Source organism: Marinitoga sp. 1155 (assembly GCF_001021175.1).
Taxonomy (GTDB): Bacteria; Thermotogota; Thermotogae; order Petrotogales; family Petrotogaceae; genus Marinitoga.
This window is the reverse complement of record NZ_AZAX01000001.1, coordinates 25,172-40,352: the sequence shown is the minus strand read 5'-3', so window position 1 is coordinate 40,352 and position 15,181 is coordinate 25,172. Positions and strand designations below refer to the sequence as shown.

Here is a 15,181-nt window from a genome sequence, read left to right as displayed (position 1 = left end):
TATATCATATTTTCATTTTTTCTTCAAAAAATTATTGTTTTTCTTTGTTTAAAAAAATGGATAGATTAAATGTTATAAATATTATTATTATTGTAATAGATGCTAGAGATTGACTTTCTAAATAATATCTTGCATTTGAAAGCATATAATTGACATTTGATAATAGTGGAAAATAATCTAAAGACTGCATTGTATATGAAATGGTAAATTCACCAAATATAATAGCAAAAATTTGTAAAAAAACAGATAACAAAGTATTTTTTAAAAGAGGCAATTCTATAAATAAAAAACTTTTCATTTTATTTGCTCCATCGATTTTTGCAGCTTCTATTATTGAGTAATCAAAAGATAGAATACGTTGTTGTAAAAATGTATAAGCCAATGGTAAAGTTATTATTATATACCCAATTGACAAAAGAATGGAATACGGTAAAGAAAAATCAATATTTAAACTTAAAAGTCCCATGGCCAAAAAAGCTGAAGAAATCCCCAAGGATGAAATAATAAAAACATTTGAAACTATCATATCTTTATGTGTTTTTATATTTCTTAAAATAATATACGTAAAAAATACAACTATAATACTTACAATAAGAGAAAGAAAAAATGTATTATAAAAAGATTTTAAAATAGGATAATATGAATTTAAGCTTTCAGAAAACAAATTCATAAAGCCTTTTAATGTAAATTTATTGTTTATAAAATCATAAAAACCAGATATCATTCCTGTTAAAACAATAGAATATTCATAAATTAAATAAAATAAAGAAATAATTAGAAAAATAATATTTGTTTTAAATCTATAATTCTCTTCAATTTCTAATTCATGAATTTTTGGAATAGATATGATATAATTTAGTAAAAGCAAAATAAAAAATTGAATTATAGCATAAGTTAAAGCTTTTGAGAAATCAAGAGAGCTTCTCAAAGTGGTAAAAATCGCCACTTCAAATGTTGAATATTTTATACCTCCAAGCGATAATACAATTGCAAAACTAACAAATGAATATGTAAATACAAGAAATGCTCCTTTTAAAATGGCCGGAAATATTAATGGAGAAATAATTTTTTTTAATATAACTATTGTATTTGCACCATCAATAATGGCATTCTCTATGTAATTTTTTGGAATAGATTTTAATGAATCTGAAATATATTTTACAAATATGGGAGAGTTATAAAATGAATGTGCCATTATAATAGCTGTTAATGAATATAAAACATTTATATGAAACATTTTATACAATATGCTATTTGAACCATATAACAATGAAAATGCTATTATGGTTGGAATTGCCGGAAAGAAAAAAGGAATAAAAAAAGAGTTTTCTAATAAATTGCTTAAATAATTTTTTTTATTTGCTACATAAATTGCTGGAAAAATAGAAATAATAAATGAAAATAATACGGATAAAGATGACTGTAATAATGTGAATTTAAGAATCCTGATGGTTCTATTTTTTACTAAAATGGAAAAAAAATTATTTAGATCAAAAAAGTTAATCAACAAAATTCCTATAGGAAATAACCATAAAAGTAAAAACAAAAAAATAAAAAAATATAATTTTTTCATATATTCCTCCTTGGGGGTGAGATTTTGAAAAGGACAATTTTGTTTATTTATTTCCTAATATTATCACTTTATATATCAGCCAATTTTATATGGTATCCATATTTAACAAATCAAGGCGACACGTATGCCACTATTAATTTTAAAACATTAGATAAAAATATTCAAGTAAAATTATATGAAAATAATGTTTTAATTCAAATACATAAAAACATACAAAACGGAATTGTTAATTTAAAAGTTAAAAATCTCAAGCCAAATACAAAATATGCATATGAAATTATAACAGATGATGACTATTATAAAGGAATATTTAAAACAAAAAACAAACAGGAAAAATCATTAAAATTTGTAGTATACGGTGATACAAGATATTATTATAAATATCATAGAATGATTATAGAAAAGATTATAAAGGAAAAACCGGAATTTGTAATTAACGTTGGAGATATGGTAGAAAATGGAAATGAAATGAAATACTGGAATAATTTTTTTTATACAATAAGAGGCTTAAATACTTTTTATTATCCTGTTTTAGGTAATCATGAAAAAAATTCGAAGATTTATTACGAAGCATTTGACTTACCAGAAGGTGGAGGGGATTATAATAAAAGATGGTATAGTTTTTCATATGGAAAATATCATTTTATTATCCTGGATTCAACTATACCAACAAAATCCCAAATTTTTAAAAGTCAAACAATATGGCTTAAAAAAGATCTTGAAAAAAATAAAAATAAAATAATATCAGTAATCTATCATTATCCTTTCTGGAATAATTCTATATATATATGGAGAAAACAGGAAAAAAAGCTTGAAGATACATGGAGACCTATATTTGAAAAATATAATGTTAAGTTAATATTTAACGGTCATGTTCATGGATATGAAAGATTTGAAAAAAATAATATAATCTATATAACAACTGGAGCCGGAGGCGCACCTTTTGATAAAGGAACAAAAAACAAATATGTTCCATATACAAAAAAAATAGTCTATGGTATTTTAGAGTACGTATTAGTAGAAGCATCAGATAAAGATATTAAAATAACTGTAAAAGCAGTAGGAGAATCAAAAAATTTTAGTATGAAAGACATAAAACCGGTGAATAAAATAATTGATTATGTAGAATTAAAATAAGATATATTGACATTTAACAAAGTTTGTTATATAATATGTATGGTTTGGGGTCGTGGCGCAGCTGGGAGCGCGCTACCATGGCACGGTAGAGGTCGTGGGTTCAAGTCCCATCGACTCCACCAGTATGGGGAATTAAAATTCCCCATTTTTTTATTTTTTATGTTATATAAACAAATTTTAAATTGAATATGATATAATTAGTATAAGAGTAAAGTAAAGATAGTCCAGGAGATGGGAATATGGAAAGATTAAAGATCAAAAATTTCATTATTTTGGAAGATGTTGATATAGAATTAAAAGCAATAAATATATTTATAGGAAAGCAAAGCACAGGAAAAAGCCTGATTTCAAAATTAATTTTCTTTTTTAAAAATATTTTTTCAGAGATGTTTAAAGCTATTGATCAAAAATTAAGTTTTGAAGAATTTGTTCAAAGTCAAGAGAAAATCTTTTTATCTTATTTTTATTCTGAAAGTTATTTTGAGAAACAGATATTTGAAATAAGATATGAATTCAAAAATATTTATATAATCATTAGTAATGATAAAGAATTTCATATTTATTTCTCTAAATATTTTGAAGATACATATAACAAACTTTTGTCTAAATTTGTTGAATTTGAAAATATGGAATTAAGAAATAATGAAATGTTTATATTGGATTCAAGTCCTATTATCAATACAATTTCATATTTTGTAGGTGAATTGAAAAAAGAAAAAAATGATTTGTTATTATATGAACAAATTTTTATTCCCGCAGGTAGAGCTTTTTATTCTATTTTAACAAAAAATATTTTTTCGATTTTTGAAAATGTAGAAAATATCAAAGATCAGTTTATAATAAGATTCGGAAGGCAATATGAGACTTTAAAAAATAATCTATTTTTGTCAAAGATAAAAATAAAGGATAAAGAAACTTATAATATTCTTGATAAAAAAATTGAAAAAATTTTAAATGGTCATTTTATTAAAAAAAATAACGAAGAGTATATAGAACTCGAAGATGGGAAAAAGATAAAGATATTTCAAGCGTCTTCTGGGCAACAAGAAATATTACCACTGGTTTTATTTTTACAAAAATTTGCAATATCTCCTTCGACAACAGGTAGAAGTGTATATATAGAAGAACCTGAGACACATTTATTTCCTGAAACACAAAACGATATAATTGAATTAGTTTCTCTCGTATATAATATGAACTTAAAAAAGATGCAGTTTTTTATTACAACACATAGCCCCTATTTATTGGTTTCCTTTAATAACCTTATAATGGCTGATTATATTTATTCAAAAGCATTAAATAAAGAAAATATAAATAAAATAATTAATAGAAAATTTCATCTTTCTTTAAATGATATATCTGCTTATTTAATAGAAAATGGAAAATCGGAAAGTATAATTAAAGATAATTTAATTGATGCTGAAATTATTGATAATGTTTCCGATATTTTATCTGAGAAATTCGATTCTTTGTTGGAATGGAATGATGAAATTGATAAATACTAAAGGTTTTGAATTTAACAGAACGTCTAATAAAAAAATTAAAATAAAAGAGAATCAAAAAAAATTAATTATTAATAATGAAGAACAAAAAGAAATTTATATAATTCATGTTGATAGCAAAAATTCTCCTATTGAAGGTAAAAAATGTGATTACTTATTTTTTTCAATAAATGAAGATCCATATTTTTATTTAGAGTTGAAGGGGAAAGATATCAAAACGGCTTTTGAACAAATAATCAATACAAAAAAATATTTTAATACAGAAAAGGAAAAAAATGTTGGTATTATAATAACATCAAATAGACCAAAATTTTCGACAAAAATTCAAAAATTACAAAATAAAAGTAAGAAGTATTTTAGAAAAATCCATATTAAAAATAATAACTTTGAGATTAATATATAAATTCAAAATTTTAGATGAAATTGAAAAGTGAAATAATAAAGGGATTTATTCCCTTTTTCATTTTTTTATGCTATAATTTAGTGGAGGGAAAATAATGGAGAAAAAAGTATTTGTTTTTGATTTGGATGGAACATTACTAAATTCAAAAGAAGAAGTAACATTAAGAACGATAAATGCCATGAAAGTTATTTTTGAAAAAGGATATTCTATTATTATAGCAAGTGGGAGAATGTACAAATCAACAAAAATGATAATAGAAAAATTTTTTCCTTTTTTAAAGAAAATACCAATTATTTCCTATAACGGCGCTTATGTAACATCTCACACTGGGGAAGTTATTTTTGAATCAGATATACCTAAAAATGATGCAATAGAAATAATCAAAGAAATAAAAAAAGAAAATATACATGTACAAATATACTTAAATGATGAATTAATTTCAGATCAGGAAAATACAGAAATAAAAGGTTATGCAAAACATTCTGGAGTTAATTATAAAATAGTAAATGATTTAGAAGAGTATATAAAAAAAACTCATGGTCCAACAAAAATACTGGCCATATCAAAAGTTGAAAAATTAGATAAACTACAAAAAATGATGGTTTCTAAATATAGTAAGAATTTAAATATAGTAAGGTCATTTAATATATACCTTGATTTTTTGAGCAAAAATTCATCTAAAGGAGCAGCATTAAAGAAACTTTCCAAAATTTATGATTTTGATATATCAAAAGCTTATATTTTTGGTGATAGCGAAAATGATATATCTATGTTATCATTATCAAAAAACTCATATGCTATGGGTAATGCTTCTAATCATGTTAAAGATGCTGCAAATCATATTGCGCCATCAAATAATGAAGAAGGTGTTGCAATTGTTCTTAAAAAAATATTATCTGATACTCATAATCATTAGTATATACATAATCGCTTTTTCAACAAAAATTCCTGTATTTAAAAACGAAAGATTTATAGGATATATTAATACATCAATAAACGATTCAACAAATCCAGAAATAATTAATGGCTATTGGTTAAACTTAAAGGAAATAAATGAAGAGCTTGACTACTTTATACTTGGTTCATTAAACTCATATGATTTAATATACGAATTTAGCATTGAATTGGGAAGTTATCTTTTAGAAAAAGGCTATGATTTTATAATATTTGGTAATCTAAAAACATTAAAAAAAGATTCTAAAAATTTTTTGAATTATATAGCAAGCTCTCCTTATATAACTTCTCAGGTACTATATATAATGTTAAGGGGGTTTGAAACTGCAGGAATTTTCCCAATCGTTTACATAGATAAAGAAGTTAGTAAAGAGGTTAAAAATTCTCTTGAATTAAAATCTGGTAAAATAAATTATTTATCAGATTTTAATGCTGATAAATATATGTTTTATGATAAAATGGAAAAAAAGGTATATTTAAATAGAGAAATTATGCCGAAATTAACTTGGGAATTACCATCTAATAAAAACATGGAAAATACAATAAAAAAAATTTTTGAAAATTCAATAATCATAACTGGCTGGTTAGGAAATAATTATAAAACTTATTATAGAAAGTTACCAAAAAATAGCAAAGAAAAAAGCATAATTTATTTTTCAAAAAAAGTTGAAAAAAGGGTTAAAGACTTTCTAAATAAGAATATTGTTATATACTCTGCAAAAAAGAATTGGGATTGGTAATTAAAAAGGGGGGAATTTTCATGAGTATGGATTATGAAAATAAGGTAAAAGCTTTAGAAAAAGAGAATAATAAATTGAAGGAAAGTATAAAAAATCTCGAAGTAGAAATAAAAGATGTTAAAGAAATGTTAAACAATACAAACAGATTATTGGAAGAATATAATGAATTTACCAAAGAAGAAATAAATGCGTATAGCGATTTTGTAGAAGGTTTTGTCGAAAGAAAATTCATAGATCCTTCAACAAGGGTATATTCAAGGGCATTTTTTGATAAAGTATTCTTTTTAATACTGGAAAAAGCATTTGAAAAAGGCAACAACTATGGTCTTATAATAATAAAAATTCCAGAATTAGAAACATTAGAATATAAAGGGGAATACTATAAGGGGCCAGAAATGGAAATCGGAAGAATCTTAAGAAGTAATGTTCGATTGCCACTTGATCTCGTTATGAGATACTCTAAAAGTGTATTCTCTTTGATAATCCCTGATATAGAAGAAGAGGTATTATTTAAGGTTGTGGATAGAATAAAATATCAGTTAAGTAATTTTGTAAAAAAGCCAGAAACTTTAGAATTCTATTCATTTTATTTACCTAAAGATTTGACATCAACAGAGGATATTTTGAAATATTTTGATTAGAATTAGATTGGAGGATAAAAAATGGAACACCGATTGGAGATAGAGACTATGGGTAAAATAAAAGTAATTGGACCTCAAGAGGCTAATGGTGAAATAACAATTTCAGGTTCAAAAAATTCTGCTTTACCAATACTCGCCGCTACTCTATTAACTGATGAAAGAATAATATTAAACAATATACCTAATTTAGCAGATGTAAATACAATGATTGAAATATTAGAAAACGCTGGAAAAAAGGTAACATGGCAGGATTCCACATTGATAATAGATACTGTTTCAGATATAAATTCTATATTGCCATATGGACCTGTAAGGAGAATGCGAGCATCTTTTAATGTTTTAGGACCATTAACCATAAGAAATAAATATGCTAAAGTTGCACTTCCAGGAGGTTGCTCAATAGGAGTAAGACCTGTTAATTTTCATCTTGAAGGTTTAAAAAAATTAGGGATTGAATCACAAATAGAACATGGTTTTACGCATTCTAAATATATTGGAGCATCAGATAAAATACATATATCCTTACCTTTCCCAAGTGTTGGTGCTACAGAACACTTAATAACAACTGCTGTTTTACTCGAAAATACAGAAACAATATTAACAAATTGTGCTCAAGAGCCAGAAATAGTAGATTTATGTAATTTTTTGATATCCATGGGTGCGAAAATTGAAGGTCACGGAACTTCAAATATAAAAATACATGGTGTTAAACAATTATATGGAACTGAATACACTATTATCCCAGATAGAATAGAAGCAGGTACTTACGCAATACTGGGTGCTGTTCTTGGTAAAGAAATAACATTAAAAAATGTAATAGAAGATCATCTGTTTTCATTACTAGATATTTTTGAAAAAATTGGAATAAATTACAAAATGAAAAAAAATATTCTGACAATAAAAGGGATTTCAAAATTGGAATTATCTCCTGTGGATGTCGAAACTGCAACTTTCCCTGGTTTTCCAACAGATTTGCAACCTCAGTTAATGGTTTTACTGAGTTTAATTCCAGGAAGATCATCTGTTACAGAAAACGTCTTTAAAACTAGATTTAATCATGTTGATGAATTAAATAGAATGGGTGCAAAAATTTTCGTTGAAAGCAATACAGCAATAATAACAGGAGTTACCAAATTATCAGGGGCTCCATTAGAAGCAACAGATTTAAGAGCTTCTGCTGCACTTTTAATAGCAGCTTTAATTGCAGATGGCGAAACTATAATAAACAACGTAGATCATATCTTTAGAGGATATGAAAGATTATTCGAAAAACTTGAAAATGTCGGTTTGAAAATTGAATATTATGAATAAATGGGCAATATATATTGCTCATTTTTTATTATAAGAAAGCAAAAATGAGCTTTCTTATAATTTTGTTTAAATTTTAACAAAAATAAACCATAATAGATATTGAAATTTTTTTCATAACAGAGTAAAATAAAGTTGAATAAAATAAAATGGAGGGATTATTTTGTTATCAAAAATAGTAAAAAGCATACAACCATCTATTACTCTAGAATTAAATGCAAAAGCTATAGAAATGGAAAAAGCAGGTCATGATGTTGTAAAGTTAACTGCAGGTGAGCCAGATTTTATAACTCCAAAAGAAATCATAGAAAATGCTTATAAAGCCATGATTGAAGGTAAAACAAAATATACAAATTCCGCTGGAATATTAGAATTAAGGGAGAAAATAGCAGATTTTATAAACTCTTCAAGGAAAACAAAATATACACCAGATAATGTTGTTGTTTCAAATGGTGGAAAACAGGCTTTATATAATACTTTGTTAGCAATCTTAAATCCAAGTGATGAAGTCATAGTATTAGATCCTTCTTGGGTAAGTTATGAAGCTCAAATAAAATTAGCCAGAGGAATTCCAATTCACGTACCTTTAAAATTCAAAAATAATTTTATTCCAAAAGCATGTGATATAGAACCTTATTTAAGTGAAAGAACTAAAGCTATAATAATAAATTCGCCAAATAATCCAACTGGCGCAGTATATCCAAGAGAAACATTTTTAGAAATATATGAATTAATAAAAGATAAAAATATATATTTAATAAGTGATGAAGTATATGAAAAATTAATATTTGAAGGTGAATTTTATTCTCCTACACAAATTCCAGCATTGAGAGAAAAAACGATAATAATAAACGCATTTTCTAAAACCTGGTCTATGACTGGATGGAGAGTAGGATATTCTATTGCTCCAAAAGAGATTTCAGATGAAATCAAGAAAATACAGAGTCATATATCATCAAATATAAATACACCTGCACAATACGGCGCTCTTGCCGCATTCGATGTAGATATAGATTATTATATAAAAAAATTTAATGAAAGAAGAAATTTTGTAATGGAAAAAATGAAAGAATCAAATTTAGAATATGTACATCCATATGGTGCATTTTATTTATTTATTAATATATCAAAATACGATACCAATGATTTAAATTTTTCAAATCAATTATTAAAAACAAAAAAATTAGCAGTAATACCTGGAAGTGGATTTGGAGCGAAGGGTTTTATAAGAATTTCATACGCAAATTCCATAGAGACTTTAGAAAAGGGGCTAAACAGATTATTCGAATATCTCGATGAGGTGAAATAATGAAAGTAGATTTAATAACAGCAGAAATTGGAAGTACAACAACAATAGTAACAGCATTCGATAAAATAACATCAAAAAAGCCAATTATATTAGCTCAAGGAGAACATTATACAACTATTAATGAAGGAGATATAACAATAGGAATTGAAAGAGCTTTAAAAATTATTCAGGAAAAATTAGGCGAAAAAGTATCATGGAATAAATTTTTAGCAACCTCATCAGCAGCCGGCGGTTTAAAAATGACTGTACATGGCCTTGTATATGATATGACAGTAAAAGCATCAAGAGAAGCTGCACTTGGAGCCGGTGGGGTAATAAAATATATTACTGCAGGAAAAATGAGAAAATCACATCTAAAAAAAATTTTAGAAATTAATCCCAATTTAATATTTTTAGCTGGTGGGGTCGATTATGGAGAAGAAGAAACTGTATTACATAATGCTGAATTATTAAGAGATTTACCTATTAATGCGCCAATAATTTATGCTGGAAATATAGCTGTTGTAGATGAAATAAAAGAAATTCTATCAAATAAAAAACTTTACATAACAGAAAATGTGTATCCAAAAGTAGATCAATTAAATGTTGAACCTGCAAGGAAAGTAATTCAGGAAGTTTTTGCCGAACATATAATTCATGCTCCGGGAATGGAAAAAATTGAAGAATATGTTGATGAAAAAATTATCCCTACTCCTGCAGCAGTAATGAGAACAACTCAATTATTATCTGAAATATATGAACATGTATTAACAGTTGATATTGGCGGAGCAACCACTGATGTTGATTCTGTTACAGAAGGCGATCCTGAAATACAAAGTATTATGATAAGCCCCGAACCAATTGCCAAAAGAACTGTCGAAGGAGATATGGGAGTATTTGTAAATGCACATACAGTAATTGATTTAATTGGTGAAAATTTCTTAAAAGAAAAATTTTCAAATTTTGATAATTTAATAAAAAATATATCCCCTTATCCTAAAAATGATGAAAGCGAAAAATTTATGGCTGAACTGGCACAATATTGTTTTATCGAGGGAATTAGAAGGCATGCCGGAAAGAAAAAACATATATTCACACCACTTGGACGCAAAACCATAGCTCAGGGAAAAGATTTAACAGCTGTAAAATATATATTCGGAACAGGTGGAATATTAACAAGATCAAAATTCAACAAAGAAATATTAAGCTCCATAGTAAATGAACATAAAAAACATCCAAATGAATTATTACCAAAAAATATCAAAAAAATCGGATATGATAAAAATTATATTTTTGCCCCTATTGGTGTATTATCAATGATTGATAAGCAAATTGCTGTTAATATATTAAACGAAGATATAGAATTTTTCAATTTATGATATAATTAAATTGAAGGGGGGAGAAAAATGAAAAAATTATATATTATATTTATTCTATTATTAGCAGTATTTTTATACAGTGAAGATTTTTATTTAAAAAATGGTGAAATAATCAAAGGAACACTAATAAAATATAATAATAATATATTTACAGTTCAAACAGATAAAAAAACGATAGAAATATCGAAAAAAGATATAGTTAAAATATCAATATCTAAAGAAATATTTAATTATGAATATAATATGGTAAAAAGTTATACAGATTGGAAAATAGGTGGAAGAAGAGAAAATGGTAATTTAGTATATATCGATAATGTTGATAATAAAGATTGGCTGAGAATACATAAAGATGGATACACAGAAAACACCTTATATAAGGATTTCGAATTACCCTATTCCAATAATACAAATATAGAATTTTCAGCGGAGATTATGGGATTCACTGCTAAATCCTTAAAATTATCTGAAAAAAAGTACGCATTATCCGGAATAATATTTATATTTCTGGATAAAAACAAGGAAAATTTAAGTAAAATAGCATATGCCTGGGGTACAAATGAATATCCTTTTAAAAAACACGAATGGATTAACAGGCTATATGCATCTATATACAAGCCTTTTGAAAAAAAATTTAGAATAAATGATTTAATAAAAGATAAAGAAGCTAAATATTTAAGAATTGTTTTCTGGACTTATTGTAGCTCTAACGAAAAAGAATTATCTTCAGACTTATGGGTAAAAAATGTAAAAATATCTTTTTCATATATAAACAAATGAGCCTTTGGCTCATTTGTTTCATTTTAATGAAACTCTGGTTCAGTTGTTTATATAATAATTAACTATAGTTTCAACATTATCAGTAATAATTCCGTCAAAATAACCTTCCAACTTTTTTAACGTTTCAATATCATTTAAAGTCCATAAAACAATATGTAACCCTATTTCCATGAGTTTTGAAATAAGCGTTTTATACTTTTCAAGCCCGAGCATTTCAATACCTTCTACTGGTAAATTAATAGAATAAAAATTCAATTCTTCATGTAAAGGTATAATCTTTTCTATCATTTCCTTTTTTTCAATCAAAAGCCCTAGATCAACATTTTCATCCAGTTTTCTTAAAATTCTTAAAGCCTCTATATTAAATGAAGAAAATAAAACCCTATCTAAAGCATTAAAACTTTTTACAGTATTATATGCCATTTCAGTTGCCTTAACATCTTTTATTTCAACATTAATATACACGTATTCTGGAAGTTTTATAAAAACTTCTTCAAGAGTTGGAATACTTTCTCCATTAATTTTAATTTTTTTTATTTCCTTTGATGTTAGATCGTTAATTTTCGTTGTATTACCGGTAATCTTCTCAAAATTATCATCATGATGAATAATTAGTGCACCATCCTTTGAAAGCTGTACATCTAATTCCACACCATCAGCACCAAACTCTATAGCTTTCTTATAAGCTAATATAGTATTTTCAGGGAATTTAGCCCTATATCCCCTATGACCTAAAATCACCGGACGTTCTTTAGACATTAAAATACCTCCTTTTTTTATGTTATCTTTTATTATATGTGTTTTTTTGTAATTCTCTATCTGATTATAAATTTTATTATAATCTATATCATCATTAAAATAAAAAATATATATAGTTCCAATCATCATAAAAAATAAAATACTCAATTTCATAAAATCCATAAAATCACTCCAGATAATAATTTATCATATATATTATACTCTAATTTTGTTAAAAACTTGATTTTTCTATCGTTTTTGTTGTAAAATAGATTATAATAAGAAAAATATAAAATAGGGAGGTTCTAATATGATTTATAAATTGCAAATAGAAAGAAGCAAATTAAATTCATTAATGGATATGGCATCCAAAGCTGTGGCGAAAAAAACAACAAATCCTATTCTTTCTGGATTTAAATTTTCAGTAAAAAATAATGATTTACATCTCTATGCTACTGATTTACAAACAGCATTTCATGGCGTAATAAAAAATATAATATTTGAACAGGTTGAAAAAATTACTGATGATTTATTCGAACCAGAAAAAAAAGAAGTTGATAGCGAAATAGATGATGAAACTACAATTCAAGAAGAAAAAACAGAAGATTCCGTTGAAAATAATGAAGAAACATTATTTCCAGAATTATCTGAAGACTCATCAAAGGATAATATTAAACCAGATTTTGTAGTAGAAGCAACATATTTTATGGATATAATAAAAAATTTAAGTTTTGAAACTGTTGATATATATCTCGAAAATAAAAATATAAAAGTAATGGCAGGTAAATCTGAATTTTTATTACCAACAATGGATCCTGAAGAATTTCCAGAAATTGTTCCAAATAAAGCAGAAGAAGGGATAATAACATTTGAAAGGCAAAAATTATTATCGATGATAGAAAAAGTAATATTCTGTGCTCTACGAGATTCTGAAAATGTTTCGAGAAATTTAAATGGAATATATTGGGATTTCAGAGAAGGCGGTTATTTAACCTTAGTTGCAGCAGATGGTTATAGACTGGCTTTAGCAGAATTATCTATGGATATAGTTAATACTCCACCATCATTTTTATTATCATTAAAAAGTATGGAAGAATTATTAAACGTTTTAAGAGGTTCTAAAACAGAAAATGTAGATTTGTTTTTTGACGGTGCCCGTGTATTATTCTTCTTAGATGATGACAAAATAGAAATCATATTAAATGTTGTAGATGCAACATTTCCTGATTATGTAAGAATAATTCCTCAGGCATTTAAAACAAAAGTAATAACTTCAACTGATTTATTTTTAAAGGTTTTGAAAAGAGTTTCAATAGCTGCAAAAAATGATCAGGTAAAAATGGAAATAAAAGATGACATAATGGAATTAACAGCCAAATCTCCTGAAGTTGGATTGGCAGTAGAAGAACTTGAAATAGATAAAGAAGGAGAAGATATATTAATTGCATATTCACCTAAATATTTAAGAGAAGCTATTGACCATATAGGTACTTCCGAAGTTGAATTTAATATAACAAGTGAGAGTTCTCAAACAATGATAAAACCTGTTGGCGACGATTCATATATGTATATTGTTATGCCTGTGAGGTTAAAATAATGAGGATTGGATTTGGATATGATGCACACCCGTTTGAAGAAAATAAAAAATTATATATAGGTGGCATTGAACTTCCATCAGAAAAAGGATTAAAAGGGCATTCTGATGGAGATGTCCTTATCCATGCAATTATCGATGCTTTATTAGGAGCTTGTGGTATGGAAAACATAGGTGAATTATTTCCTGAAATTGAAGAATATAAAAATATCGATAGTAAAATACTACTGGAAAAAGTTATGAAAAAATTACATAAGATTAAAATTATAAATATCGATACCACAATTGTTACATCACACATCAAATTAAATCCATATAAAAATATAATAAAGAAAACACTTTCAAAAATAATGAATATTGATGAAACACAAATTAATATAAAAGGAAAATCTGGTAACGGTCTGGGAATTGGCGGAAAAAATGAGGGAATTGAGGCATATGCTGTTGCATTAATAGAAAAATGAAAATAAATAATATACATGGATTTAAAAACATTGAAATAAAAAAATGTATTGAAATTCAAAAAAATCTATCAAAAAAAATAAATTTAAAAAAGTTGACTAAAACTCCAGAAATTGTAGCAGGAGTAGATCTGTCTTTTTTTAAAGATTACGGAATAGCTATAATAATAGAAATAAATAGAGATTTTAAAGAAATAGAATTGGTTTATCATTATCAGAAAGTTGAATTTCCTTATATTCCAGGTTTATTAGCTTTTAGAGAATTGCCAATTTTTATAGAAACATGGAAAAAATTAAAAACAAAACCTGATTTAGTATTTTTTGACGGTCAGGGAATAGCTCATCCAAGAAAAATGGGAATAGCAACACATGCATCGTTTTTCATAAATATTCCAACAATAGGAATAGCAAAATCAAGATTATTTGGAAATTATATTGAACCATGTTTTGAAAAAGGATGTTCATCATATTTATTTGACAAAGAAAAAAGCAAAATAGGAATTGTACTGCGAACAAGAGATAATGTAAAACCTGTTTTTGTTTCTCCAGGTAATTATATAACACTGGAAGAAACTAAAAATATAACTTTACAATATACAACAAAATACAAAATACCAGAACCAACAAGATTAGCTCATATATATTCACAAAAAATAAAAACTAAAATATTCATATCGGGGTGATAA

General features: G+C 25.9%; 15 protein-coding genes and 1 tRNA gene. 14 read left to right on the top strand and 2 right to left on the bottom strand.

The genetic code is table 11. From position 1 onward, the window contains the following. Window positions 1-31 precede the first annotated feature (31 nt). A complete protein-coding gene (locus X274_RS00185; RefSeq protein ID WP_047264776.1) occupies window positions 32-1,573 on the bottom strand; it encodes an ABC transporter permease in 1,542 nt (513 codons plus the stop codon). A gap of 24 nt (window positions 1,574-1,597) precedes the next feature. Between X274_RS00185 and X274_RS00180 the strand changes: the two genes are divergently transcribed. The 11 genes from X274_RS00180 (at window position 1,598) to X274_RS00130 (ending at window position 11,702) form a co-directional block, all read left to right on the top strand. Continuing rightward, window positions 1,598-2,710, top strand: a complete 1,113-nt coding sequence (locus X274_RS00180; RefSeq protein ID WP_047264775.1) for a metallophosphoesterase family protein — start codon at window positions 1,598-1,600, stop codon at window positions 2,708-2,710. 46 nt (window positions 2,711-2,756) lie between these two features. Continuing rightward, window positions 2,757-2,832, top strand: a tRNA-Ala gene (locus X274_RS00175). 117 nt (window positions 2,833-2,949) lie between these two features. Continuing rightward, on the top strand, window positions 2,950-4,215 hold the full coding sequence (locus X274_RS00170; protein WP_047264774.1) for an AAA family ATPase: 1,266 nt from the start codon (window positions 2,950-2,952) through the stop codon (window positions 4,213-4,215). Next, window positions 4,193-4,615: a hypothetical protein gene (locus X274_RS11355; RefSeq protein WP_197073294.1), complete on the top strand. Its 423-nt coding sequence runs from the start codon at window positions 4,193-4,195 to the stop codon at window positions 4,613-4,615. Before X274_RS00170 ends, X274_RS11355 begins: the two co-directional genes overlap by 23 nt. 94 nt (window positions 4,616-4,709) lie before the next feature. Continuing rightward, a complete protein-coding gene (locus X274_RS00160) occupies window positions 4,710-5,531 on the top strand; it encodes an HAD family hydrolase (protein WP_047264773.1) in 822 nt (273 codons plus the stop codon). After that, entirely contained in the window at window positions 5,473-6,309 is an 837-nt protein-coding gene (locus X274_RS00155) for a hypothetical protein (RefSeq protein ID WP_175419542.1), read from the top strand. The genes X274_RS00160 and X274_RS00155 overlap by 59 nt, the downstream gene beginning before the upstream one ends. A gap of 20 nt (window positions 6,310-6,329) precedes the next feature. After that, window positions 6,330-6,950, top strand: coding sequence for a diguanylate cyclase domain-containing protein (locus X274_RS00150; protein ID WP_047264771.1), 621 nt, complete (start codon window positions 6,330-6,332; stop codon window positions 6,948-6,950). Between the two features lie 48 nt (window positions 6,951-6,998). Next, entirely contained in the window at window positions 6,999-8,261 is a 1,263-nt protein-coding gene (gene murA, locus X274_RS00145; protein WP_047264770.1) for a UDP-N-acetylglucosamine 1-carboxyvinyltransferase, read from the top strand. A gap of 160 nt (window positions 8,262-8,421) precedes the next feature. Further along, the gene (aspC, locus tag X274_RS00140; protein WP_175420285.1) at window positions 8,422-9,567 is read left to right on the top strand and encodes an aspartate aminotransferase; all 1,146 of its coding nucleotides are present in this window, start codon (window positions 8,422-8,424) and stop codon (window positions 9,565-9,567) included. Next, a complete protein-coding gene (locus X274_RS00135) occupies window positions 9,567-10,925 on the top strand; it encodes a GlmL-related ornithine degradation protein (RefSeq protein WP_047264768.1) in 1,359 nt (452 codons plus the stop codon). Before aspC ends, X274_RS00135 begins: the two co-directional genes overlap by 1 nt. A 27-nt stretch (window positions 10,926-10,952) precedes the next feature. After that, the gene (locus tag X274_RS00130; protein ID WP_047264767.1) at window positions 10,953-11,702 is read left to right on the top strand and encodes a hypothetical protein; all 750 of its coding nucleotides are present in this window, start codon (window positions 10,953-10,955) and stop codon (window positions 11,700-11,702) included. Between the two features lie 39 nt (window positions 11,703-11,741). On the opposite strand, the gene X274_RS00125 is transcribed toward X274_RS00130, so the two are convergent. Then, window positions 11,742-12,623, bottom strand: a complete 882-nt coding sequence (locus X274_RS00125; protein ID WP_197073293.1) for a glycerophosphodiester phosphodiesterase family protein — start codon at window positions 12,621-12,623, stop codon at window positions 11,742-11,744. A gap of 127 nt (window positions 12,624-12,750) precedes the next feature. Here X274_RS00125 and dnaN point away from each other — a divergent pair, with 127 nt between their 5' ends. From dnaN to nfi, 3 genes are read left to right on the top strand one after another with little or no spacing between them, the layout of a single operon-like run. Then, complete coding sequence (gene dnaN, locus X274_RS00120) at window positions 12,751-14,037, top strand: DNA polymerase III subunit beta (protein WP_052913089.1); 1,287 nt, start codon at window positions 12,751-12,753, stop codon at window positions 14,035-14,037. After that, window positions 14,034-14,498, top strand: coding sequence for a 2-C-methyl-D-erythritol 2,4-cyclodiphosphate synthase (gene ispF, locus X274_RS00115; protein WP_084822570.1), 465 nt, complete (start codon window positions 14,034-14,036; stop codon window positions 14,496-14,498). Before dnaN ends, ispF begins: the two co-directional genes overlap by 4 nt. After that, window positions 14,495-15,178 carry an endonuclease V gene (gene nfi, locus X274_RS00110; RefSeq protein WP_047264765.1) on the top strand — a complete coding sequence of 228 codons (684 nt, stop codon included), beginning with the start codon at window positions 14,495-14,497 and terminating at the stop codon, window positions 15,176-15,178. Before ispF ends, nfi begins: the two co-directional genes overlap by 4 nt. Window positions 15,179-15,181 lie beyond the last annotated feature (3 nt).

What these genes read in the sequence shown, in the direction of transcription:
- X274_RS00185 (WP_047264776.1), bottom strand. Translation starts at nt 1,573, where the DNA reads ATGAAAAAATTATATTTTTTTATTTTTTTGTTTTTACTTTTATGGTTA.
- X274_RS00130 (WP_047264767.1), top strand. Translation starts at nt 10,953, where the DNA reads ATGAAAAAATTATATATTATATTTATTCTATTATTAGCAGTATTTTTA.
- X274_RS11355 (WP_197073294.1), top strand. Translation starts at nt 4,193, where the DNA reads ATGATGAAATTGATAAATACTAAAGGTTTTGAATTTAACAGAACGTCT.
- X274_RS00135 (WP_047264768.1), top strand. Translation starts at nt 9,567, where the DNA reads ATGAAAGTAGATTTAATAACAGCAGAAATTGGAAGTACAACAACAATA.
- X274_RS00125 (WP_197073293.1), bottom strand. Translation starts at nt 12,623, where the DNA reads ATGGATTTTATGAAATTGAGTATTTTATTTTTTATGATGATTGGAACT.
- nfi (WP_047264765.1), top strand. Translation starts at nt 14,495, where the DNA reads ATGAAAATAAATAATATACATGGATTTAAAAACATTGAAATAAAAAAA.
- dnaN (WP_052913089.1), top strand. Translation starts at nt 12,751, where the DNA reads ATGATTTATAAATTGCAAATAGAAAGAAGCAAATTAAATTCATTAATG.
- X274_RS00160 (WP_047264773.1), top strand. Translation starts at nt 4,710, where the DNA reads ATGGAGAAAAAAGTATTTGTTTTTGATTTGGATGGAACATTACTAAAT.
- X274_RS00150 (WP_047264771.1), top strand. Translation starts at nt 6,330, where the DNA reads ATGAGTATGGATTATGAAAATAAGGTAAAAGCTTTAGAAAAAGAGAAT.
- X274_RS00155 (WP_175419542.1), top strand. Translation starts at nt 5,473, where the DNA reads ATGAAGAAGGTGTTGCAATTGTTCTTAAAAAAATATTATCTGATACTC.
- murA (WP_047264770.1), top strand. Translation starts at nt 6,999, where the DNA reads ATGGGTAAAATAAAAGTAATTGGACCTCAAGAGGCTAATGGTGAAATA.
- X274_RS00170 (WP_047264774.1), top strand. Translation starts at nt 2,950, where the DNA reads ATGGAAAGATTAAAGATCAAAAATTTCATTATTTTGGAAGATGTTGAT.